The organism is Mesorhizobium sp. WSM4847 (assembly GCF_055811335.1).
In genome coordinates this window covers 207283-228735 of sequence record NZ_JBVVPY010000006.1, presented here as the reverse complement: position 1 = coordinate 228735, position 21453 = coordinate 207283, and the positions used below count along the sequence as shown (strand labels likewise).

Here is a 21453-nt window from a genome sequence, read left to right as displayed (position 1 = left end):
GAACCGGCGTTGCGCAACCGCTAATGCTTGCTCTCGCCGACCGGTCCACACCGGCTGCGGCAAATGGCGATCGAAGATCCATGGACGAGATGCGCAAAATACTCCCGGCTGTATCGGTCGCCATTGTCCGGGGCGACACGGTGCTGCTGGTCAAGCGGGCGCGGCAGCCTTCGCAAGGATTCTACGCGTTTCCAGGCGGCAAGGTCGAGGCCGGCGAAACGCTGGAACAAGCCGCGCAGCGCGAATTGCTGGAGGAAACCGGGTTGCATGCGCACAACTACCGCCGCCTTCGGGAAATCCACATCGACGGCGGCAGCGACGGGCATCCGGTCGACTATCTGCTGACGGTATTCGGCGCCACCTATGCCGGCGGCGAGCCCGTGGCCAGCGACGACGCCGAGACCGCCGCCTTCTATACACTCAGCGAAATGACGGCGCTGCCGCTTGCCGCTTCGGTATTTGCCGTTGCCGACGAATTGCTCAGGAATACAGGCGCGTAACCTCCAAAATCGCCTTGCAGGCGACAAATTGTTTGGCCACATAGATTTATGATCCGCGCATCGGTTTTCCTTGCAGCTTGCCTCGCCGCCAGTACGGCAATCGGGACGCGGCCGGCCATGGCCACCGAGTCGCCGTTCGAGCCGGGGCTGATGCGGCTGGCCGAGGTGCTTGGCTCGCTGCATTTCCTGCGTAATCTGTGCGGCGAGAAGGGCGACCAATGGCGGGTCGAGATGGAGAAGCTGATTGCTTCGGAAAACCCGAACCCGGAGCGGCGCGCCCGCTTCATCGCCAGCTTCAACCGCGGCTACCGCTCCTTTGGCGGCACCTACACACAGTGTACCGCCTCGGCGACCGAAGCCATCAGCCGCTACATGAAGGAAGGCGAGACGCTGTCGCGCGACATCGCCTCGCGCTACGGCAACTGAGCCTGGCCTGGCTCCCCCTGCTTGTGTCCCGGCCCGCTTGTGTCTGGTGGCGTCTTGGTGCAAATGTTGTGTTGCACTTCTGCAACGGTGTTAACAAAACGTTACGGCGCGGATGTGGAATTAACTCAAACTGAAGGTTTTCATCCCGCTCGCCGGCCTAATCGGCTAAGTTTTGAATCGGATCGAACGCAGGTTTGCAAAACGTGACGAACCCTTGTCGAAACGACCCCAGAAATGTCGTATTTACAAGTACTTACTTAACCTGCGAGTAAAAGGGACAGCCCAAGCCTGATCCGCATCCGCCGGATCGCCGCTTGAAAAGGGTGGACATCGCAATGGAACATGGCGTCAACGACATCGACGCGCTGGTCAGGGAAGAAAAGCGCCTGACTGCAGTGGAAAGCCACAGCGAGGCCTGGGCGGAAGGGCTTTCGGCCGGAATCGAGACGGAAATCATCGCCGAGGCGGCCCTCGAAACCGCGTTCGGCGAGATGCTGCGCGCCAATGGCGAGACCTCAGCCCTTGCCTTGCTCGACCGCATGCGTGAAAAGGTGATAGCTGGGGCCTTCGAGCCGGGACGGCTGCGGCACTGATTGGCATCAGGCTCTTCGATGACGGCGTGCCGCTTGGGCGTCATGCCCCGGGCACCTGGGCGGGCCTGGGCACCTGTAAGGGCCCGGGCAGCTGGACGGAATCATGGAGAGGCAGGCGGTGAATTTTTCGACGTCAGGCCAGCCGCGTGGCTTGGCCCTCAGCATCCGGCTTGCCGCTTTTTGCGCCGCGTTTCCGCTGGCGCTTTGCCTCGCAATCAGCCCCGCCTATGCTTTGAGTGAAATCAAGCGCGAGGACCTGCCCTCGCCAGTCACGCCGCCCGCCGACGACGACATGTCGCCGCCCGGAACCGCGGTGCCGACGCCCGGCCCGCTCGGCGCGACGCCGCCTGCGGCGAGCCAACCGACGCCACCCGACGAACGGGAACAGGTCGAACCGGGCGGGCCAACAGACGATGGTGGCATAGCCAATCCGCAAGTCGACCCGGATGAACCCTTGCCCGAGGTCGTCTACGATCTCGGCAAGCTGCCGGAGCCGGTCAGGCGCATGCACAATTTGATTATCGGGGCCTGCAAGAGCGGCGACATCGAAAAACTCCGGCCGCTGATCGGCCAGGGCGATGCGATGACCCAATTGTCGCTGGCCGAGATCGAAGGCGATCCGATCACCTTCCTGAAAGGGCTTTCGGGCGACGCGGAAGGCCAGGAAATCCTCGCCATCCTGGAAGAGGTGCTCAGTGCCGGCTATGTCCATGTCGATGTCGGCACGCCGCAGGAGCTCTATGTCTGGCCATATTTCTTCGCGCTGCCGCTGGACAAGCTCAACGCCAGGCAGCGGGTCGAGCTGTTCAAGATCGTCACCGCCGGCGACTACGACAGCATGAAGCAGTTCGGCGCCTACATCTTCTACCGCGTCGGCATCACCCCGGATGGACAGTGGACGTTCTTCGTCGCCGGAGACTGAGCGGCATAGCCTCTCCTATCCTCAAGCCCGCGCAGAGCATCGGAGTGGATACCGGTTTTGGGAAAATCCGATGCTCAAACAGAAGATAAGCGGCGGGACGATGCGATTTGAAAGTCCGCCGCTCTATACCGCCAGCGTCTCGGAAAACTCTACCGCACTGCCCTGTCCGGGTGTGACGATCTCGCCTTCCCACATCACGCGCCGGCCGCGCACGATCGTGCCGACCGGCCAGCCGGTGACTTGCCGGCCGTCGTAGGGCGTCCAGCCGGCCTTCGAGCCTGCCTGCGCATTGGTGATGGTCTCGCGGCGCTTCAGATCGACGATCGTGAAATCGGCGTCGTAGCCGGCGGCGATGCGGCCTTTCCTGGCCATGCCGAAGATACGCTGCGGGCCGTGGCTGGACAGGTCGACGAAACGCTGCAACGTCAGCCGGCCCGCATTGACGTGATCGAGCATGATCGGCACCAGCGTCTGCACGCCGGTCATGCCCGACGGCGAGGCCGGGTAGGGTTTCGCCTTCTCGGCCAGCGTGTGCGGGGCGTGGTCGGAACCCAGCACATCGACAATGCCTTGCGCAATGCCGCGCCAGATGCCGTCGCGGTGGCGCGATGCGCGCACCGGCGGGTTCATCTGGATCAGCGTGCCAAGCTGCGCATAATCGTCCGCGCTCAGCGTCAGATGATGCGGCGTCGCCTCGCAGGTCGCGACGTCCTTGTGCTGTTCGAGGAAAACAATCTCCTCGGCGGTCGAGATGTGCAGCACGTGGATGCGGGCGCGAACCTGGCGCGCAATGCGCACCAGGCGCTCGGTGCAGCGTAAGGCGGCGATCTCGTCGCGCCACACAGGATGCGAGGCCGGGTCGCCCTCGATGCGTTCGCCGAGCCGCTCGCGCAGCCGGAATTCGTCCTCGGAATGGAAGGCCGCACGGCGGCGCGTATTCCTCAGGATCGAGGCGACGCTTTCATCGTCCTCGACCAAAAGGTCACCGGTCGACGAGCCCATGAACACTTTTATGCCGGCAGCACCGGGTAGCCGCTCAAGGTCGCCGGCGTCCTTTGCGTTCTCGCGGGTGCCACCGACCCAGAAGGCAAAGTCGCAATGCATGCGGCCGGTGGCACGCCGAACCTTGTCGGCAAGCGCTGCTTCGCTCGTGGTCAGCGGGTTGGTGTTGGGCATCTCGAAGACGGCGGTGACGCCGCCCAGCGCCGCTGCCCGCGAACCTGTCTCCAGATCTTCCTTGTGCTCCAGCCCCGGCTCGCGGAAATGCACCTGGCTGTCGACGACGCCCGGCAGGATGTGCAGGCCGCGACAGTCGACCGTTTCGCCAGCGGAAGCCTGGCCGAGATCGCCGATAGCGGCGATGCGCCCGCCGTTGATGCCGATGTCGCGCCGGCCTTTGCCGTCGTGGTTGACCACCGTGCCGCCTGTCAGGATGAGGTCGTAGGTCGTGGCCATGCTGATCCGGTCTCTTGCGGGGGGAGTGCCAGCGGCTTACGTAATGGCCGACCGTTTTGCAAGATCAGGTTCTTTTCCGCCCATGCCCTTTGCCCAGTTGAAAGACCGCGCGCTCGTTTCCGTGTCAGGCCCGGATGCCGAGAGTTTTTTGCAGAACATTCAGACCACCGACCTCGACGCGCTGGCTGCCGGCGAGGCAAAGCCGGGCGCTTTGCTGACGCCGCAAGGCAAGATTCTGTTCGACTTCCTGATCTCCCGCGCTGGCGAGAATTTGTTCCGCCTCGAATGCCGATCCGATATATCAGACGATTTCATACGCCGGCTGATGCTCTACAAATTGCGCGCCAAGGTCGAGATCGCCAAGGCAGATCAGGGACTTGTCGCTGTTGTTTGGGGGGATGATTCAACTGCTTCGCAGTTTGATTCAACGCCGGTTGCCGATGCACGGTTCCGCGACGCAGTCGTCAATCGCTTTTATGGCGCCGCTGCCGCTGGCGGCGACCCGGCCGCATGGCAAGCTCTGCGCATCGCCCATGGGATTGCCGAAAGTGGCAGCGACTATCAGCTCGGCGACGCCTTCCCGCATGATGTGCTGCTCGACGAGACCGGCGGCGTCGGCTTCAGGAAGGGTTGCTATGTCGGCCAGGAAGTGGTTTCGCGGATGCAGCATCGCGGCACCGCCAGACGGCGGGTGCTGATCGTTTCGGCCGAACGGCCCCTGCCCGCTCCTGGCACAGAGTTGACAGTTGCAGGGCGACCGGTCGGCACGCTTGGCACGGCCGCCGGCACGGCGGGCCTCGCCATAGCCCGCATCGACCGCGTCAAGGCAGCGCTCGACTCCGGCCAGCCGATCATGGCGGATGACGTCCCTGTGTCGCTCACCATCCCGGCCTGGGCGAAATTCATCTTCCCGCAGGAACCCGTCGGCGCGGAGGAGGCCTGATGGCGGCTGACCGTCCCGGCGCGCCGCCGCGCGCCTGGCAGCGCATGCTGTCGGGCCGGCGGCTCGATCTGCTCGACCCCTCGCCGCTCGACATCGAGATTTCGGACATCGCCCATGGGCTTGCCCGCGTCGCCCGCTGGAATGGCCAGACCATCGGCGATCACGCCTTTTCCGTCGCCCAGCATTCGCTGCTGGTCGAGGCGCTTTTCGGCGAGCTGGTGCCGGACGCCCCAGCCGATGCGCGGCTGGCGGCTTTGCTGCACGACGCGCCGGAATATGTCATCGGCGACATGATCTCACCGTTCAAATCGGTCATGGGCGGCAGCTACAAGGAGTGCGAGCTGAGGCTGCAGCGTGCCATCCATCTGCGCTTTTTGCTGCCGGTCGAACCGGTTGCGGGCCTGCGCAAGGAGATCAAGCGCGCCGACCAGATCGCCGCCTATTTCGAGGCGACGCTGCTTGCCGGTTTTTCGACCGCCGAGGCGACCGAATTCTTCGGCCGGCCGCGCGGATTCAATGCCGACCGCTTCGATTTCACCCCGCGTTCGGTGACCTGGGCGCAAAACGCGTTTCTCAAACGGTATGCGGCAATCGAGAAATCGCGGCGCCAAACAGTGCAGCCGGCCGACTGAAAAACGCTGAGGGGATACAGCGCCGTGTTCGGGCGGGGAGCCGAAGGTGTGAGCCTGCCGCGACGGATAGAAGGCTGGGGCTTCGATCGGATAGAACCCCTGCTACCGTCCCTGTCGGTCGAGCCGCTCCAGGAACCACTGCGTCAGCCGCACCCAGACCTCATCTTTTTCGCCAGAGTCCTCCCAGCCATGGTCGAGGTTGGGATTGTCGTTGACCTCTATGACGAAGACACCGTCCTTGGTCTCTTTGAGGTCGACGCCGTAGAGGCCATCGCCGATGCAGCGCGCCGCCCTCACCGCCGTCTCGACGACATGGGCCGGCGCCTCCTTCAAGGTGAAGGTCTTGATGCCGCCCTGGTCAGGCTTGCCGTTGGCCTTGTGGTTGACGATCTGCCAGTGCTTCTTGGCCATCAGGTAGTGCACGGCAAACAGCGGCTGGCCGCCGAGCACGCCGACGCGCCAGTCATATTGGGTCGGAATGAATTTCTGTGCGATCAGGAGATCGGAATCCTCCAGCCATTCGGTGGCAAGCGTCTTCAACTCCTCAAAGGTAGCGCATTTCTTGACTCCGCGTGAAAACGACGAGTCCGGGATTTTCAGCACCAGCGGAAAGCCCAGCGTCTGCGCCGCCACTTCAAGGTCCGAGATGCCGGCGATCATCACCGTCGGCGGCACCGGCACCTTGTTGTAGGTCATCAGCTCGTTGAGATAGACCTTGTTGGTGCAGCGGATCATCGACAGCGGATCATCGATGACCGGCATGCCTTCCTGCTGGGCGCGGCGCGCGAAGCGGTAGGTGTGATTGGAGATCGAAGTCGTCTCGCGGATGAACAGCGCGTCGTAGTTGGCGAGCTTGGCCAGATCCTTTTTGGTGATCGGCTCGATTTCGACGCCCATCTTCTCGGCGATCTTGGCCCAATAGCGCAGCGACGAGATCTCCGATGGCGGCAACTCCTCATGCGGATCGACCAGCGTGGCGAAGGTGTAGCGCGCCGGCGTGCGGCCCTTGGTGTCACGCCACTCGCGGCTGGTGTAGGTCTCGAGGCACTGAAGAAAGCGCTTTTCTTCGTCCTCGGTCATCCTGGCCAGCGGATGGAAGCCGATCTTGCGGATCGACGCCCATTCGGCGTTGTCCGTGATATGGACTTCCAGCGCCGGCGCCCGGAACCAGTCGAACAAAAGCTTGGCGAAGCGATCCCAAATCTTCGACGAGCCGATGCCGAAAAAGATGCAGACTTTTTGCGGAAAGGCTCCGCCCAGATCCTTGCGGCATTTGTTGAGCGCGAGTTCCAGTTCCGGCAGCGCATGCTCGTAGAGCTTGCGCTCGGACAGGTCGATCATCGTCTCGACCGTCGGAATGACCTTGTGACCGCGCGAACCGGCGAGCAGCGAGGCATAGTAGCCGCGGCTTTGGTAGCCGTAATTGTTCGACAGGTTGATGACTTTCGGCCGTTGGCCGCGAAACAGCGCCGGATGCGCAAGATAGTCGCGATTGGTGATGATCTTGTGCGGTGTCGCCACCTGATCGAGATCGTTCTGCCGGCCGGTAAGGATGACCCAGGTCATTGTCTTCAGCGCTTTCCGAGGATTATGGCGGCACGCAATCCATCGCGGCCGAATTGCGCCATGTTCATGAAGATGCCGTAAGGCACCGGAATGTTGGCGGCATCAAGGATGGTCTCCTGTCTCTCGTCTTCGACCCAGGGATCGTGGATCAGGATATGGTCGCCATCGTCGCCGATGGCCAGCACCCAGTGCGGAACCTTCTTGCCGAACATAAGGAAGCCGCTGATCAGGACCAACACCAGTTTTCCTTCTGCGATTGCGGTGCGGATATCGTCTATGGCGAATGGACGGTAATTCACCGGGATGCCGTAACGTTCCGCGCGCCGGCGAAAGTCGACCTGCGCCAGTTCCATCACCCGGCGCTTGTCTTGGCTGCGCACCGACTGCAGGAACAGCGCACCATGAAAGGAGACATATATCTCGGCAGACAGCCCACTTTCGTGGCCGGCAACGGCGAGGCCGAACGGCTCGCAGCCGCCCGGCCCCGACATCATGAAAACGGTGGTCGACTCGCGCCACAAACGGATTTCCATCACCGGGTCGGGCACGAAGCCGGCATCGAAATTGGCCATCGCCATCATCAGGCAGCACGGGCCGCAAGTGAAATCGCAGGTCTGCTGGTAGAACGGCACCCTGGTGGCGACCGGAATGTCGCCGCGCAGGGTCTTTTCGTAGCGCAGCGCCGTGGCGCCGTCCTCGTAATAGCCCGGTTCGCGGCCGATCTTGCGGTAGCCGCTCTGCTCGTAAATGCGGATGGCTCGGCTGTTGTCCTCGCGCACCTCGAGACGCAGCATCATGCGGTTGTGCTCGAAGGCGGCTTCCTCGGCCCGTTCCAGCAGCATGCGGCCAATGCCGAGCCCGCCGGAAAACGGACCGGTGGCAATGGAATAGAGCCGCGCGACTCCGCTGCCCTTGCGAAACAGCACGACCGCATAGCCGGCGATGCGGCCGTCGTTTTCGGCAACCAGCATCTCGGCGGTCTCGCGTTCGATCAACTGACGAAAGGAACGGCGGGAAATGCGGTCGCCAGAGAAAACAGCTTTTTCGATCGCCGCGAGGTCATCGACGTCGGACGCGCGGGCCGTGCGAATCTCGGCAGGCATGCGGGCTTGGAAAACCTCGATTGGATTCTTGGAAAGGCCTGGTCAGAAGTGTCGACAACACAGCCGAAGCGCCAGCATCCGTCAAGCGCTATCGCACCTCGATTCGGGCTGAATTGTGACAGTTTCGGCGGCGCATGACCCCCAAAAAAATCGAAATCGATTTTCGGAAAGTATCATGCGCAAAAATTAAGTGCCGCAGCCTTTGCGTGTCCAAAGACGCGGCGCTGTAGACGCAAGCTTTGAAAAACAGCGCAGCTCAGCTGGCAAGCCCGGCGACAAGCTGGCTGTAGGCGCTCTTCGCCACTGCAGTCAGCTGCGCGCGCGGCAGCGAGCCGACGACGGCGCAGCCATAGCCCTTGTCCAACCAGTAGATCGCCTCGGGGCCGTCTTCTTCCGATCCATAAGTGCCCTTGGTCTTCTCGGCCGATTCCGCTGTGACGAACAGCGAGATGCGCTCGCCCTTGGCGTCCTCATAAAGCAACATCGCGGCCTTGCTCTCGCCAGCGGGCAGCAGCCGACCGCCGATGAGCTGGAATCCTTGCGCCGCCAGATCCGGTGCGACCAGCTTCAGGCCGAGCCTATTGGACAGCCAGGTCTGCAAATGATCCTTGTCGCTGGCCGGCACTTCCACCGCATGCCGCTGCTCGGCGGCATAGAGGACATGGGCTGCGATCGCCTGTTCGGCGAGTTGGTCCTCGGCCGGATCTTCCAGACCGAGATGGTCGATGCCGGCGACATAGCCGCCAACACCGCCGATGGCCAGCATCGCCGCTGCGGCGGCCGCCCGCCACCAGCGCGAGCTCGATGCCGCCGTCTTGACCGGCCCCTCGCCGAACACGATATTTTGCAACCGCGCCGGCACCGGCTCGTCGAGCACGCCGGCGAAGGCGGCACGAAGTGCTGCGCGGTCGGCGACATAGCGGACGCTCCTCGCCTTCATTTCAGGATTGGCCTCGAGCCAGGCGTCATAAGCCACGCGCTCGTCAACCGGCAGCTCGTCATCGAGGGCCATATGGATGTCGCGTTCGGAAAAGTCGCGCCGGGTCATTTCTCGACGATCCTTATCGCCCGGCGACGCGCGGCATCATCCAGCAACCCGCGCAACTCGTCACGCCCGCGCGCGATGCGCGACATCAGCGTGCCGGCCGGAACGCCGAGGATGTTGGCGGCCTCGGCATAGGAAAAGCCTTCGATGGCGACCATGACCAGTGCTGCGCGCCGATCGGGGCTGATCGCCTGCAACGCGTCGATGATCTCGCGCGAGGCGATGCTCTCCACCTGCTCAGCGGGCGCTGCCTGCGCCTCGCGCGCTTCCAGCGGCAAGATCGCTGCTTCGCCGCGCCGGTTCACCTTGCGCATCTGGTCGATGAACAAATGATGCATGATCGTAAACAGCCACCTCCTGGGGCTTTCTCCAGTCTGCCAATTGTCGAGCCGCACAAGCGCCCGTTCGAGACAGTCCTGAACGAGATCGTCGGCGGAATCGCGATCGCGCAGCAGCGAGCGCGCGTAACGGCGCAGGCGTGGTATCTCGCCAAGGATTGCTGCCTTCTTTTCGTCCATGACCGCTGGTTCTGAGGTCGCCCTTGTTCATCCGATTGAACGCGCCTTCACGGCGCGGCGCAAGCGGCCAGCGCGAAGCGGTCCGCCGCCCGGCCACCCAAGCAATGCAATAACGCTGGCGCGGACCGGTTTATTCCCGGTGGGATTGAGAGGCAACGCAGAGTCCTCTCATCGCGGGCCCCGATAACCCGCCGTGGCATGTGCGGAAGGCGCAGCGAGCCGCCGAGTTCCTTCGCACCCCTCCAGCGCTGCGAAATATCCCACGCCGTATTGGGACTCACAGTTGAACCGCCCAGACCGGGCTCGCCAGCGTCAGTCTTCCCATGCCTCGTCAGTAAATGCCTTCATGTCGAAGTTGGGATCGGATGGCCCCAACGCGGCACACTTCTCCTGCCACACCGCAATCCTGTCACGTAAAGGCTTGCAGGCGTGGTTACGCTCAAGTTCATGCAAAAGCGCAATCCGCACGGCTTCCGTTTTGCTGGCGGCGTTGATCTCTCGCTGCAGTTTCGTGGCCAACGCATCCACTTCGTCATCGCGAATATAGAGCGGCACTTGAAAGTCTCCTTCGGGATATTCAAATATTTCATTTTGAATATCCAAACAACAGACCTTTAGGTTCCTCTCGCTGCTCTTGTCAGCAGCCGCTGATAGAACAGGCCGATGCCGATCAGCACCGCGCCGAGGCCGATGAAGGACAGCGCCCTCAGAACGCCTTCCAGTTCCGACATGTCGAAGAGGAACACCTTCAACACCGCGACCGAGATCAGGGCGGCCGACGCAACGCGCAGCACCTGCGACTTCAGCCAGACGCCGGCGGTGAGCAGCGCCACGCCAATGATCAGCCACAGCGCGGAATAGGTGTAGGTCTCGAGCTGGCCGAGGCCGCTCCACAGGCCGATGAACTCGCCCTTGAACAGCCGCCGCACCGATAGCGTCGCATAGACGAAGGCGAGCAGCGCCGCCATCAGCGCCAGCATCGCGGCATACCATTTCGGCCGCTTGTCACGGGCGTAGAGCGCGAGCCCGCCGGCAGCGATGGCCGGCAAGAGATAGGCGAGGAACAGCAGGTTGAACACCGGGATCCGGCCGGTTGATTCGTCGGTAAACAGCGGGTTCAGCGCCACAAAATGCTGGATGACGATGAAGGCGACCGAGACGACGCCCGCGGCAAGCGAACCATAGCGCAGCACCAAGCTTGGCGAGCGCATGTCGATGGCGACCAGGATGGCGCCGGCGCCGATGGCGATCAGCGTGTAGATCGCCTGCTCGGCGAGCGTCGCAGCACCCGTGTCGATGACGCCGCCATGCATGGCATGGCGCACCAATATGGCAACCGTGAGCACTGCAAACAGTGCTGCGCCCGCTTCCATGGCGAGGCGTGGCCGGCCATTTGTGGTGCGGGCGAGTTGCCAGGCGGCAAAGCCGAAGGCAAGCGCCGGCACGCCGTAGCCCAGCAGCAGCCAGTTGAACACCGGCGTCCTCGACAGGAATTCAGCGCCGACGATTGTCGGATCGAAGGCGATGCGGCCGAGCACCGCGATGACCGCAGCGACCGAAATCCAGCCGAGCACCGGGTAGGCGCGCCAGCGGGTGGCCAGCGCCGGCACGATGGCCGCGGCACCCAGAAGCATGGTCGTCCAGCCGGACCCAAAGGCCATATAGAGCATCAGCAAGGCAGCGACTGCTGCCCCGCCAAGCGCGAACGAGATGGCCGCACCGCCCTGCAGCGGCGGCTGTTCACCGCGCGCAATCCACTCGCCGCCGGTGGCGAAGACCACCACCAGAAGGGCTGCAACCGCCGCGTAGACAAGATCGCGGTCGAGATTGCCGAAGGTGAACCAGAGCGCCAACAGAATGACCAGCGGTGCGACAACGCCCCATGCCGCCCATGAGGCGGCACGGATGTGAGCCGATGAAGCAAATTTGCGCGCTGCCCAGAAGCCGGCTGCGATGAACACAAGTCCGAGAAAGATGCCGATCCTGAGCACCAGCGTATCGGCAACTGCCGCCGGCAGGCCATCGACGCCGAGAGCGCCACCTGAAAAGTCTGAAACGACGGAGGTTGGCGGAATGATGCCGAGATAGACCAGAACCGTCGCCAGCCCTGCGGCGTGCAGAAGCGCCAGCGCCAGCGGTCGGTAGAGCGCTACCGCGACCAGGGCTGCGATAAGGGCTGCTCCCGGCAGAGCATCGCCGGCAGCGTATGCGGGGTCGACGAACAGCGCCATCGCCGAAAGGCCGACGAAGAAGCCAGGCGCGACCGATGGCCAGTCGAAGCCACTGGCGGGTCCTGCTTCGCCACCGCGACGGCCGAGCCAGACGAGGGCGAGCACGGCCAGGGTCACCGCGCTGATAAAGAGGACGACAGGCAGGTTGGTGCCCGACGCGTCGGTCATGTAAAGAATGGTCCACAGGCCGGTGCCGACGAACGCTGCCGCCATCAGCAATTTCCAGTCGCGCAGGCGGGCGATCACGCCGGTAGCGGCGAGCACAATCGCCAAATAGCCGAACAGCGCCCAAGGATTCGGCGCCTGCGAGGCGACCAGCATGGGCGTCACCACTGCGCCGAGCAGGCCGACGCCGGCCAGTGCCTGGCCATGGACGAGGGCTGCTGCGATCGTCGCCACACCGATGGCGCCGAGCAGCGTGAAGGCGAGCGCCGGCCCGATGAAGCCGTAGACGCCATGCGCGGCATAAACCGTGCCGAACAGGATGAAAGCACCGGCCGCCGTCAGGATCGCCGGAATATAGGCGCCGGCGACTCCCTGCACCGGCACCTTGAAGCCGGTACGGCGGATGAACTCGCCGACGGCGACCAGCACCAGCCCGAGCATTGCTGCCATGCTCAGCCGCACGCCGGGACCGAAAATGCCGGCCTCGATGGTGTAGCGGATCAGAAACAGCCCGCCCAGCGCCAGCGCGATGCCGCCGACCCAGACCGCCCAGCGGGTGCCGAGCGCCGTTTCGATATCGGGTTTTTGGGCCGGTTTCGCCGTCGCGGCCACCGGTTGCGCAGGTGCAGGCCCAGCCGGCGCCGCTTCACCCGCAGTCCACGGTCCGGATGCAGCCTCCCCGGCTTCAACCTGCGTGGGCGGCTTTTCCTCAGCAGCAGCTTCGCCCGCCGATGGCGGGGCAATGTCGGTCACGGCCGCAATTGCCGCGTCTGCCGGCATGCTGTCGTTTGCGGCCTGTTCTACCGGCTTGGCCTGCGGCGGGGCCACATGGACGCCCGAAAGCACGAGGCTGCGCAGCGCACCGAGTTCGCGCTCGATCAGGCCGATGCGGCTCTGCTGGCGCGAGATAACGACGAACAGCGCGATGATCGCGACGAGGCCGATCAGGCTTTCGAACATGGCGGTTCCCCCAAACCAAGCCAGTAGTGACCGACAAATACGGCGGCCAGACGGCCAGCCGAGTCAGCCCTCCGCCAGATTGGCGGCCGGAAAGATCGAGCACGTTTCGGTGCCGAAAGCCAGCGGCGGCGCCTTGTATTTGCTGTCGATAATGCGCTGGAGCAACTCCAGGCCGGTATATTCAGCCGATGTCGGCGTGTGGAATGGTGCCGAGGCCGGGCGGCGAAACCCGGCCTGGATAGAGTTCCACGTCGCTCATGTAATGATTTCTCCGGCGGCGGTCTCGGCGCCAATCTCCTTGCCCGCCGCGTGGTGCTTGCGCAAGGCGGCGAGGAAGCCGGCGCGGGCACCGGGCGCCTCGATACCGCGCGGCTCGTAGACATGGCGGGTAAAAAAGAAGCTGGTCAGCCGGAAGGCGTCCTCGATCGCCGCCGGATCGGCGCGCAGCCCGGAGCCGCGCTGCAGGAATGCGGGGAGCACCAGCATCTTGTCGCGCCATGGCGCGCCGGCCTGGCGCGACACGGCGCGCCCGGACTTCGGCGAGACATAGGCAAGGTCCTGCCTGGCGCCGGTCGCGGCACACTGGCTGAGATCGAGGCCAAAGCCGAGTTCGTCGAGAATCAGCAATTCGAAGCGCGCCACCAGCTCGCCGGCGGCGTCCGCATCGTGGAGATGGGCGATCATCACGGCCAGCGTCTCGTAGAGGCCGTCATGCGCGTCGCGCTCGGGCAGCAGGCGCAGATGCGCCGCCATGGTCTGCAGCCCATAGATGGCGACGGCGCTGTCCATCAGCCGGGCGGCGTTCATCTCGATCGCCTCGGCCTGGAAGATGCCAAGATGTTCGTCGAGCCGCGCCCGCCACAACAGGTCGACGCGGTTGCCGGGCTGCAGAACCGGCTGCTGCTTGCGCGAGCGGCCGCCGCGCACAAGGCCGAGGTGGCGGCCATGCGCACGCGTCATGACCTCAAGAATGGCGCTGGTTTCGCCATGCTTGCGGGTGCCGAGAATAATTCCCTCGTCGCGCCATTCCATGAACGCAGCTTGTCACCGCTTCGGTGGCGAAATCAAGTTTTTCAGGCGCTGTGTCGGTGCCCTCCGCGGCGGTCCGCGCGGAGGTGATCGGCAAGCACTTCATCGCGTCGCGACTTTTCAACCTCGACTGGATTGATGTCTATATGGCCGGCGACCGTAATCAGCGCTTTCCATAGCGTCCAGCCACGGCCTCGCGCCCAGGTTGCCTCATCGGCCTGAAGGCCGCCGCGAAACACCTCTCGGCTTTTCCCTTCCAAGAGCGTCCACGCAATTGCCAAGTCGCACGAAGGATCGCCCACGCCCGAAGTTCCGAAGTCGATCACCGCGCTCAAAGCACCTTGCCTGACCAACAGGTTGCCCCAACTGACGTCGCCGTGGAACCAGACGGGCGCGCCGTGCCATGTCGCGGCAAGCGCTACTTCCCACACCGCGCTCGCGGCGCCTGTGTCGATCTTGCCGTCGAGGTCTGCAATTGCTTGCCGGGTTTCACCATCATAGACGCTCAGTGGTCCGCCGCGAAAAAAATTGTGCTGCCCTGGCGCCGGTCCACCGGCGGGATCGATCCGTTGCAGGGCGACCAGGAACTGGGCCAGGCCGGCCGCGAATTGCGGCAGGCTGGCAATACGCTCCAGCGTCGCCGTCTCGCCTTCGATCCAGCGATAGACGGACCAATGCCAGGGATAGTCATCGACCGGGGCTCCGATCGCCAGCGGGACAGGGACAGGCAGCGGCAGCAGAGGCGCAAGCCTTGGCAGCCAGCGATGTTCCTTTTCGACCTGCAAGGCATAGGCCGCCGCACTCGGCAGCCTCACCAACATATGGTCTCCGAGATGAAAGGTCCTGTTGTCGCATCCGCCTGATGCAACCGGCCGGACTGCAAGATCCTTCCATCGAGGAAATTGCGTGGCGACCAACCGGCTCACGAGGGCTGTGTCGATAGTGACTTCTGGTTCGAGCATGATCTTTTCCGAAAACCGGCTCCCATTTTCGGGAACATGCTCTAATGCGGAAACTCCAGCCCCATCTCGCGATAGCGCTCGGGGTCGTCGCCCCAGTTCTCGCGCACCTTGACGAACAGGAAAAGATGCACCTTCTGTTCGAGGATACCGGATATCTCCATGCGCGCCGCCTGGCCGATGGCACGGATCGTCTCGCCCTTGTGGCCGAGCACGATCTTCTTCTGGCTGTCACGCTCGACATAGATGGTCTGGTCGATGCGCACCGAGCCGTCCTTCTTCTCTTCCCATTTCTCGGTCTCGATATGGGAGGAATAGGGCAGTTCCTGATGCAGCCTGAGATAGAGCTTTTCGCGAGTGATCTCGGCCGCCAGCTGACGCATCGGCAGGTCGGAGATCTGGTCTTCCGGGTAATACCAGGGGCCGGCAGGCAGGGTTTCCGAGAGATAGTCGAGCAGGTCCTTGCAGCCCGACCCGGTCAGCGCCGAGACCATGAAGGTGCGCTTGAAGGGCACTCTTTCATTCGCTGCCGCGGACAGGGCCAGCAGCGCCTCGGGCTTGACCCGGTCGACCTTGTTGAGGATCAGCACCATCGGCTGGCGGACATCCTTCAGCCGTTCGAGGATCGCGTCGGCGTCGCCCCTGATGCCGCGCTCGGCGTCGATCAGCAGCAGCACGATGTCGGCGTCCTTGGCGCCACCCCAGGCGGTCGTCACCATCGCCGTGTCCAACCGCCGTTTCGGCTTGAAGATGCCCGGCGTGTCGACGAAGACGATCTGTGCGTTGTTGTGGATGGCGATGCCGCGCACGATGGCGCGCGTCGTCTGCACCTTGTGGGTGACGATCGACACCTTGGCGCCGACCAGTTGGTTGACCAGCGTCGATTTCCCCGCATTGGGCGCGCCGATCAGCGCGACGAAGCCGGAATGCGTGGTGGCGGCTTCTGTTGCCGGCGGGACGTCTTCGGTGGCGGTCATGCCGCGCTCCCCTTATTCAGCCAGACGCCTTCGCGCAACAGCAGTGCAGTCGCGGCGGTTTGCTCGGCCTCGCGCTTGGAGCGCCCGCTGCCGGTCGCCGGCGGATAGGCGCCGACCTTGACGCTGACAGTGAACAGCGGATCGTGGTCCGGTCCCTCGCGGCTGTCAATTATGTAGACCGGCACGGCGCCTGCCGCCTGATGCGCCCATTCCTGCAGTTCGGTCTTGGCATCGCGGCGGGCGGCACCGATGGCCTGCGAGCGCGGCCACCAGTATTTGTGGATGAAGGCGCGGGCCGCCTCCAGCCCGCCGTCGAGATAGAGCACGGCGATCAGCGATTCCAGCGCATCAGCCCGCAGATTGACGCGTTTGCGCCCGTCCAGGCCGCGTACGTCCGAGCCGGCACGGATCAGCTCCGGCAGGCCGATCTCCTCGGCGATCTCCGCCAGCACCTCGGCATTGACCAGCGCGTTGAGCCGGAGCGACAGCTCACCTTCGGCAGCATCAGGATACGCCGCGAGCAGCATGTCGGCGACGACCAGGCCGAGGACGCGGTCGCCCAGGAATTCGAAACGCTCATAGTCGATGCCGGCATGGCTGCTGCGGGCACTGGCATGGGTCAGCGCGCGCTGCAAGCGCTGTCGATCGGCAAAGGCGTGGCCGGTGCGCTGCATGAGCGCTTCGGCGAGCGCGTCGACGGTCAGCCGTTTTGTCGCCACCATGACCTATTTGACGAAATGGAGCAGGCGCGACGCGCGCATCTGCGACGGCCATTTCCAGATTTCGAGCGGGCTGGCGCTGCCACCGATCGAGAAGAAGATGAGGTTGGCGCGACCGACCAGGTTCTCGTCGGGCACGAAACCGACGGTGAAGCGGCTGTCCGAGGAATTGTCTCTGTTGTCGCCCATCATGAAGTAGTGGCCGGGCGGCACGTCGAATTCCTGGGTGTTGTCACCGATCGAGTTGGGTATCAGGTCGAGCGTGTCATAGCTGACGCCATTCGGCAACGTCTCGCGATAGACGTCGACCGGCCCGCTCTCCTCGGTGATGTCGCGATTGTCGATCTGCCCGACCTTCTGGCGCTGCACGCCGGCGCCATTGATGAAGAGCTGGCCATCCTTGACCTGAATCTTGTCGCCCGGCAGGCCGACGACGCGCTTGATGTAGTCGACGGAGGGGTCCGGCGGGAACTTGAACACCGCCACGTCGCCGCGCTTCGGCTCGGCGCCCCAGATGCGGCCCGAAAACAGATCCGGCCCGAACGGCAGCGAATAGCGCGAGAAGCCATAGGACCATTTGGTGACGAAGAGATAGTCGCCTTCGAGCAAGGTCGGTCGCATCGACCCGGACGGTATAGAAAATGGCTGGAAAAGAAGCGTGCGGATGACCAGAGCGAGCAACAGCGCCTGGACGATGACGCTGACGGTTTCGCCAAGCCCGCCGGATTTCTTCTGGGATTTTTCAGCCACGCTCATGTCGTCCTCGATTATGCGTTGGTTGGTATAGAGTCTCGGCGCGCGCTGGGCAACGTCATGCCGGTGGTCAGATGCGATCAATATGGCGCTTATTCGACGGGCACCGCCTCGATTATCACAAAGGCTTGAGCAAGCGGAAAATCATCGGTGATGGTGAGGTGGATCGCGGCCCTGTGCCCTTCAGGCAGGATCTTGTCCAGTTGCGCCGCCGCCCCGCCAGTCAACGCCATGGTCGGCTTGCCGCTGGCCAGATTGACGACACCCATGTCGCGCCAGAACACCCCTTGCGCCATACCGGTGCCCAGCGCCTTGGCGCAGGCCTCCTTGGCTGCAAAACGCTTGGCATAAGAGGCAGTGCGAGCGCCGCGGTTTTCGGAGCGGGCCTGTTCGACCTCGGTGTAGATGCGCTGGATGAAGCGCTGGCCATGGCGCTGCAGCGATTTTTCGATGCGTCTGATATCGATCAGGTCACTGCCGATGCCAATGATCATTGGGCGGCAACTTCCCGTCCGGTTATTCCAGCTCTGTTCGTCAGGCGCATGGAGCGCGAGAAACAGCGGCGTGGCCACAGAGAGGTACGCACCCGGTCGAGAAGACCATCAGGCTTGCGGCGTCGAAAAAGCACTCTGTCCCTGTCCTGATCCACTACGCCGGCCCGGCCACCCGGTAGCCGCGTGACTTCACATCTTGCGCTGCAAGCACGCCGGAAGGCAATCAAGGCTTCGATATAGCGACACCCAGGCCCTAAGACAACGAATCGCTGCCGCGATGGTCTGCCACAGGAGGTAAGCAAATGCGACGGGTTCGCCTCGCCCCGAAGCAGCAAATTGCATGGATGCCAACTTGCGAGCAGCCAAGCTTCAGCCGCAATCCTACAGTGCACCGCCGGCGTTGCCGGTCTCGAAAACCCAGCCGTCGGGGTAATCTTGAGCAAAGCCAGCCTCGGAAATGAGCAGCGTAGCACGGTATGGCACTGTGGGAGCCTCGTAGGTGTACTCGGTCTCACTCACACGATGGTAGCTTTGCTGCAGAACAACCAAACTCGACGCGCCGGCAACCAGCCAGGCCACCGGAAAATCCGCCTTGTCGCCGACCTTCAGGTTCATTCTGCGAATTTGTTGCAGGTTCGTTGCCGGCGTAAAGCCGTAGTCCAGATCCACCATCGACTGAACCGCCGGCTGCGGCTGCCCATTAACAGTCCAGCCGGTATCATTGCGGATGCCGGTCTCGTTGCGGATGCCGGTCTCGTTGCGGATGCCGGTCTCATTGCGGATGATTGTGAGATCAACTGACTGGGAACCGATGAACCCGCGAACGCTGCCGGATTTGGTCGTCCAATCTTCGGCCAGTTGCACAGTGTAGTCCAAGCGTGCCGGGCCCGCATCCGACAGGTATACAGCGGCTCCATTCAAGTGCCAGCCGAGGTCTGTCTGCTTTAGCTGCACGACATCGTGCCCTGGTTCGTCCGTCCTGCGCCAGATAGCGAGTAGAGACATGCTCTCACCTCTCGATTCGTTGTTCATCACCATGATCAATTTTTCGGCCGAGGTCGGATACGAGTTGCTGAAGGCTGCTCCCCAATATGACCAGGCTCACTCCGAGCAAGGCGACATCCTTGATCAGAAAGGCACCTAACCCGTTGAGGAAAGGAAACCCTCCGGATCCCGTTTCCCAGATCGGCAGGGTGAGCATTGTCGAGGATGTCAGCGCAAAGATGACTGAACCGATGGCACCCCCCACGAGGCCAGTCCAGACGCTACGGACAGATGCTATCAGCAGAAGCGCTGTGACCAGTTCGACCACGCCCAGGAAGTAGGAGGCTCCCGCAAATCCGAATGCGGGATAGAGCCATGCCAGCCAAGGCGTATTCTCGACGAATGGCCTAAGCGCCTCGATCTCGATTGCAGTAAATTTCAAAATGCCGATCAACAGCAGAGGAAGCACCACCCCCAAAAGGGTTACCGCGCGACCGACGGCAGCAAGGTGGTAGCCAGCTTGATTGATGCGCGCCACGAACGGAGCGTTGGCGGTTGCAGAGGTAAACATGGCCTTCTCCTTTCGATTTGTATGCTCCAAGCATATAATAATTCGACCTTGATGTATATGCTCCGAGCATATATTTTTTGGCGATGACCGATTCCAGGATTGAAAATGTGATTGGCGCTCTAGCGCTCGCCTTTGCGGACACGTTGCAGCGGGACGCTCAGGCCAAAGCACCGGAGCCCGGCCCGGCGGCTTCCGCGATCACCCTCATTGGCCACGTACCGGGCCTGTCGATCGAGAGGCTGCGCCGCGCATTGTCACTGTCCCATTCGGGCACCGTCAGACTGGTCGATCGACTGGTCGCGGATGGATTGGCGGCTCGGTTCTCGGCGCCTGACGACCATCGCGCGGTAGCGCTAAGGCTCACTCCTCTGGGCGAGACGACCTGCAGTGCTATTCTTTCTGCTCGCCAGAAAGGGCTCGCGTCAGCGCTCGCTGTTCTAAGTCAGGAGGAGTTGCAGGAATTCGGTAATCTTGCCGCCAAGCTGTTGCGTGGGCTCGTCAGCACCGAGGACCATGCATACCGTATTTGCCGGCTCTGCAACTATACCGCTTGCCTCGACTGCCCTGTGGAAGCGGAACTGGCCTGAGCTGTGGCTTTGGCAAACTAAAGCGCGTCGCACCTGGACGATGGCTGCGGCAGGCGTGAACACGGTTGCCCGCAAGCCGACCTTGCCAATGCACTTCGTTCTCGCCGAAAATCCCGGTTACCTGTTGTACCAGCTGATCTCGACGAGATTGCCGTCCGGATCGCGGAAATAGACCGACATCATCGGGCCACGGGCTCCGATCCGCTCGACCGGCCCGACTTCGACCGCAACGCCGTTGGCAGCCAGGCTGGCGCATACCTCTGCGAGCGGGCGCGCGGCGACCAGGCAAAAATCCGCGGAGCCCGGCGTCGGCGCCTTGGCCTTCGGCTCGAAAGTGTGGCCTGCCTCATGCACATTGATCTTTTGCGTTCCAAACAGCAGCGCCGTCGGCCGGTCCGGCTCGTCGAGGCGATTGAAGCCGAGCACGCGCTGATAGAAGGCGCAGGTGTCCTCGACGGAGCTAACCGTCAGCACGAAATGATCGATACCGGCAATCAACGTAGCGCCTCAGTTAATGTTTGTTTTGGCAGGTCGTGTCCCCAAACCGCTGCGAACCCTCGATTCAAGCCCCGGTTCAAGCCCAAGGAGGGCATGCTTTTGGGCGACATGCCTTATATGTTGCGGCTGCCCGGCTTGACAGGCGGTATGGCGGCAAGCTCGGGCGGCAGCCTGTCGGCCGGGTAGGCCGGAACCTCATATTCGGCGAGCGCGATCAGCGGCACGCCGACATCGGTCTTGCCGGCCGAGCGGTCGATGATGCAGGCAGCGGCAACCACCTCGGCGCCAAGCGCGCGCAGGCAGTCGATGGTCTCGCGGATCGACAGGCCGGTGGTGACGATGTCCTCGACGATGACGACGCGCGACCCGCTGGCGATCTCGAAGCGGCGGAGCCTGAACTCGCCCGCTTCCCGCTCGACCCAGATCGCCGGTGCGCCAAGATGGCGCGAGGTCTCGTAAGCCGGGATCAGCCCGCCGATCGCCGGGCCGACGACGTAATCGATCCTGCCGGACACGGCAGCGCGGATTTTTTGGGCCAGCGCCTTGCACAGGCGCTCGGTCTTGTCAGCATGCATGAAGACCCGCGCCTTCTGCAGGAAGACCGGGCTACGCAAGCCCGATGTCAGGATGAAATGCCCTTCGAGAACGGCACCGGCTTCACGGAAAACGCCCAGCACTTCGTCGGTGTTCATTGTTCGCTCCGTCCATGGTGAATAATCAGTATTCGGCAGTGAGAGCGCCCTTCTTTCACTATTCACTATTCACTATTCACTATTCACTATTCACTATTCACTATTCACTATTCACTATTCACTATTCACTA

General features: G+C 63.0%; 24 protein-coding genes. 7 read left to right on the top strand and 17 right to left on the bottom strand.

Annotated features, from left to right (window positions below; translation table 11 throughout):
* Positions 1-80: 80 nt before the first annotated feature.
* The 4 genes from AC0L28_RS11030 to AC0L28_RS11015 all read left to right on the top strand — a co-directional run bounded on the left by AC0L28_RS11030 (position 81) and on the right by AC0L28_RS11015 (position 2441).
* Positions 81-500, top strand: a complete 420-nt coding sequence (locus AC0L28_RS11030) for an NUDIX hydrolase (protein WP_128187865.1) — start codon at positions 81-83, stop codon at positions 498-500.
* Between the two features lie 48 nt (positions 501-548).
* Complete coding sequence (locus AC0L28_RS11025) at positions 549-926, top strand: TIGR02301 family protein (RefSeq protein WP_287312045.1); 378 nt, start codon at positions 549-551, stop codon at positions 924-926.
* Positions 927-1261: 335 nt separating this feature from the next.
* Complete coding sequence (locus tag AC0L28_RS11020; protein WP_023800747.1) at positions 1262-1519, top strand: hypothetical protein; 258 nt, start codon at positions 1262-1264, stop codon at positions 1517-1519.
* A 118-nt stretch (positions 1520-1637) separates the two neighbouring features.
* Entirely contained in the window at positions 1638-2441 is an 804-nt protein-coding gene (locus AC0L28_RS11015) for a hypothetical protein (protein ID WP_473477506.1), read from the top strand.
* 123 nt (positions 2442-2564) lie between these two features.
* Here AC0L28_RS11015 and AC0L28_RS11010 read toward each other — a convergent pair whose 3' ends face one another.
* On the bottom strand, positions 2565-3896 hold the full coding sequence (locus AC0L28_RS11010; protein WP_473477353.1) for a dihydroorotase: 1332 nt from the start codon (positions 3894-3896) through the stop codon (positions 2565-2567).
* Between the two features lie 82 nt (positions 3897-3978).
* On the opposite strand from AC0L28_RS11010, the gene ygfZ reads away from it, so the two are divergent.
* Both ygfZ and AC0L28_RS11000 read left to right on the top strand, forming a co-directional pair.
* The gene (ygfZ, locus tag AC0L28_RS11005; RefSeq protein WP_473477350.1) at positions 3979-4839 is read left to right on the top strand and encodes a CAF17-like 4Fe-4S cluster assembly/insertion protein YgfZ; all 861 of its coding nucleotides are present in this window, start codon (positions 3979-3981) and stop codon (positions 4837-4839) included.
* Positions 4839-5471 carry an HD domain-containing protein gene (locus AC0L28_RS11000; RefSeq protein ID WP_128170814.1) on the top strand — a complete coding sequence of 211 codons (633 nt, stop codon included), beginning with the start codon at positions 4839-4841 and terminating at the stop codon, positions 5469-5471. Before ygfZ ends, AC0L28_RS11000 begins: the two co-directional genes overlap by 1 nt.
* A 102-nt stretch (positions 5472-5573) precedes the next feature.
* Here the strand turns inward: AC0L28_RS11000 and AC0L28_RS10995 are convergent, their stop codons facing one another.
* From AC0L28_RS10995 to AC0L28_RS10930, 14 genes are all read right to left on the bottom strand, one after another.
* Positions 5574-7037 carry a RimK family protein gene (locus tag AC0L28_RS10995; RefSeq protein WP_023800752.1) on the bottom strand — a complete coding sequence of 488 codons (1464 nt, stop codon included), beginning with the start codon at positions 7035-7037 and terminating at the stop codon, positions 5574-5576.
* Between the two features lie 5 nt (positions 7038-7042).
* A complete protein-coding gene (locus AC0L28_RS10990) occupies positions 7043-8140 on the bottom strand; it encodes a peptidase C39 family protein (protein ID WP_031255527.1) in 1098 nt (365 codons plus the stop codon).
* 256 nt (positions 8141-8396) lie between these two features.
* A complete protein-coding gene (locus AC0L28_RS10985) occupies positions 8397-9188 on the bottom strand; it encodes an anti-sigma factor family protein (protein WP_023800755.1) in 792 nt (263 codons plus the stop codon).
* A complete protein-coding gene (locus AC0L28_RS10980) occupies positions 9185-9703 on the bottom strand; it encodes a sigma-70 family RNA polymerase sigma factor (protein WP_023800756.1) in 519 nt (172 codons plus the stop codon). Before AC0L28_RS10980 ends, AC0L28_RS10985 begins: the two co-directional genes overlap by 4 nt.
* 312 nt (positions 9704-10015) lie before the next feature.
* Positions 10016-10258 (bottom strand): type II toxin-antitoxin system VapB family antitoxin, encoded by a 243-nt coding sequence (locus AC0L28_RS10975; RefSeq protein ID WP_023800757.1) that lies wholly within the window; start codon positions 10256-10258, stop codon positions 10016-10018.
* A gap of 59 nt (positions 10259-10317) precedes the next feature.
* Complete coding sequence (locus tag AC0L28_RS10970; RefSeq protein ID WP_473477347.1) at positions 10318-13059, bottom strand: DUF2339 domain-containing protein; 2742 nt, start codon at positions 13057-13059, stop codon at positions 10318-10320.
* A 255-nt stretch (positions 13060-13314) separates the two neighbouring features.
* A complete protein-coding gene (gene recO, locus AC0L28_RS10965) occupies positions 13315-14091 on the bottom strand; it encodes a DNA repair protein RecO (RefSeq protein WP_473477344.1) in 777 nt (258 codons plus the stop codon).
* 41 nt (positions 14092-14132) lie between these two features.
* Positions 14133-15050, bottom strand: coding sequence for an aminoglycoside phosphotransferase family protein (locus AC0L28_RS10960; RefSeq protein ID WP_473477342.1), 918 nt, complete (start codon positions 15048-15050; stop codon positions 14133-14135).
* Between the two features lie 41 nt (positions 15051-15091).
* On the bottom strand, positions 15092-16024 hold the full coding sequence (gene era, locus AC0L28_RS10955; RefSeq protein WP_473477340.1) for a GTPase Era: 933 nt from the start codon (positions 16022-16024) through the stop codon (positions 15092-15094).
* A complete protein-coding gene (rnc, locus tag AC0L28_RS10950; protein ID WP_473477337.1) occupies positions 16021-16746 on the bottom strand; it encodes a ribonuclease III in 726 nt (241 codons plus the stop codon). The genes era and rnc overlap by 4 nt, the downstream gene beginning before the upstream one ends.
* 3 nt (positions 16747-16749) lie before the next feature.
* Positions 16750-17499, bottom strand: a complete 750-nt coding sequence (gene lepB, locus AC0L28_RS10945) for a signal peptidase I (protein ID WP_287285314.1) — start codon at positions 17497-17499, stop codon at positions 16750-16752.
* Positions 17500-17588: 89 nt separating this feature from the next.
* The gene (acpS, locus tag AC0L28_RS10940) at positions 17589-17990 is read right to left on the bottom strand and encodes a holo-ACP synthase (protein WP_473477504.1); all 402 of its coding nucleotides are present in this window, start codon (positions 17988-17990) and stop codon (positions 17589-17591) included.
* Positions 17991-18371: 381 nt separating this feature from the next.
* The gene (locus AC0L28_RS10935) at positions 18372-19028 is read right to left on the bottom strand and encodes a putative glycolipid-binding domain-containing protein (protein WP_473477335.1); all 657 of its coding nucleotides are present in this window, start codon (positions 19026-19028) and stop codon (positions 18372-18374) included.
* Positions 19000-19545: a DUF417 family protein gene (locus tag AC0L28_RS10930; protein WP_473477332.1), complete on the bottom strand. Its 546-nt coding sequence runs from the start codon at positions 19543-19545 to the stop codon at positions 19000-19002. Before AC0L28_RS10930 ends, AC0L28_RS10935 begins: the two co-directional genes overlap by 29 nt.
* A gap of 83 nt (positions 19546-19628) precedes the next feature.
* Here AC0L28_RS10930 and AC0L28_RS10925 point away from each other — a divergent pair, with 83 nt between their 5' ends.
* Entirely contained in the window at positions 19629-20132 is a 504-nt protein-coding gene (locus tag AC0L28_RS10925) for a MarR family winged helix-turn-helix transcriptional regulator (RefSeq protein ID WP_473477502.1), read from the top strand.
* A gap of 117 nt (positions 20133-20249) precedes the next feature.
* Here AC0L28_RS10925 and AC0L28_RS10920 read toward each other — a convergent pair whose 3' ends face one another.
* Both AC0L28_RS10920 and pyrE read right to left on the bottom strand, forming a co-directional pair.
* Positions 20250-20630 (bottom strand): VOC family protein, encoded by a 381-nt coding sequence (locus AC0L28_RS10920; RefSeq protein ID WP_027152729.1) that lies wholly within the window; start codon positions 20628-20630, stop codon positions 20250-20252.
* A 113-nt stretch (positions 20631-20743) separates the two neighbouring features.
* A complete protein-coding gene (gene pyrE, locus AC0L28_RS10915; RefSeq protein WP_023800770.1) occupies positions 20744-21322 on the bottom strand; it encodes an orotate phosphoribosyltransferase in 579 nt (192 codons plus the stop codon).
* Between the last annotated feature and the right edge of the window lie 131 nt (positions 21323-21453).

Excerpts from the sequence above, each read along its gene's own strand:
- lepB (WP_287285314.1), bottom strand. The coding sequence starts at position 17,499 with ATGAGCGTGGCTGAAAAATCCCAGAAGAAATCCGGCGGGCTTGGCGAA.
- AC0L28_RS10970 (WP_473477347.1), bottom strand. The coding sequence starts at position 13,059 with ATGTTCGAAAGCCTGATCGGCCTCGTCGCGATCATCGCGCTGTTCGTC.
- pyrE (WP_023800770.1), bottom strand. The coding sequence starts at position 21,322 with ATGAACACCGACGAAGTGCTGGGCGTTTTCCGTGAAGCCGGTGCCGTT.
- AC0L28_RS10930 (WP_473477332.1), bottom strand. The coding sequence starts at position 19,545 with ATGTTTACCTCTGCAACCGCCAACGCTCCGTTCGTGGCGCGCATCAAT.
- AC0L28_RS10925 (WP_473477502.1), top strand. The coding sequence starts at position 19,629 with ATGACCGATTCCAGGATTGAAAATGTGATTGGCGCTCTAGCGCTCGCC.
- AC0L28_RS11020 (WP_023800747.1), top strand. The coding sequence starts at position 1,262 with ATGGAACATGGCGTCAACGACATCGACGCGCTGGTCAGGGAAGAAAAG.
- AC0L28_RS11030 (WP_128187865.1), top strand. The coding sequence starts at position 81 with ATGGACGAGATGCGCAAAATACTCCCGGCTGTATCGGTCGCCATTGTC.
- AC0L28_RS10990 (WP_031255527.1), bottom strand. The coding sequence starts at position 8,140 with ATGCCTGCCGAGATTCGCACGGCCCGCGCGTCCGACGTCGATGACCTC.
- ygfZ (WP_473477350.1), top strand. The coding sequence starts at position 3,979 with ATGCCCTTTGCCCAGTTGAAAGACCGCGCGCTCGTTTCCGTGTCAGGC.
- AC0L28_RS10995 (WP_023800752.1), bottom strand. The coding sequence starts at position 7,037 with ATGACCTGGGTCATCCTTACCGGCCGGCAGAACGATCTCGATCAGGTG.
- AC0L28_RS11010 (WP_473477353.1), bottom strand. The coding sequence starts at position 3,896 with ATGGCCACGACCTACGACCTCATCCTGACAGGCGGCACGGTGGTCAAC.
- AC0L28_RS10980 (WP_023800756.1), bottom strand. The coding sequence starts at position 9,703 with ATGGACGAAAAGAAGGCAGCAATCCTTGGCGAGATACCACGCCTGCGC.
- era (WP_473477340.1), bottom strand. The coding sequence starts at position 16,024 with ATGACCGCCACCGAAGACGTCCCGCCGGCAACAGAAGCCGCCACCACG.
- AC0L28_RS11025 (WP_287312045.1), top strand. The coding sequence starts at position 549 with ATGATCCGCGCATCGGTTTTCCTTGCAGCTTGCCTCGCCGCCAGTACG.
- AC0L28_RS10985 (WP_023800755.1), bottom strand. The coding sequence starts at position 9,188 with ATGACCCGGCGCGACTTTTCCGAACGCGACATCCATATGGCCCTCGAT.
- acpS (WP_473477504.1), bottom strand. The coding sequence starts at position 17,990 with ATGATCATTGGCATCGGCAGTGACCTGATCGATATCAGACGCATCGAA.
- AC0L28_RS10960 (WP_473477342.1), bottom strand. The coding sequence starts at position 15,050 with ATGCTCGAACCAGAAGTCACTATCGACACAGCCCTCGTGAGCCGGTTG.
- AC0L28_RS10935 (WP_473477335.1), bottom strand. The coding sequence starts at position 19,028 with ATGGTGATGAACAACGAATCGAGAGGTGAGAGCATGTCTCTACTCGCT.
- AC0L28_RS11000 (WP_128170814.1), top strand. The coding sequence starts at position 4,839 with ATGGCGGCTGACCGTCCCGGCGCGCCGCCGCGCGCCTGGCAGCGCATG.
- rnc (WP_473477337.1), bottom strand. The coding sequence starts at position 16,746 with ATGGTGGCGACAAAACGGCTGACCGTCGACGCGCTCGCCGAAGCGCTC.
- recO (WP_473477344.1), bottom strand. The coding sequence starts at position 14,091 with ATGGAATGGCGCGACGAGGGAATTATTCTCGGCACCCGCAAGCATGGC.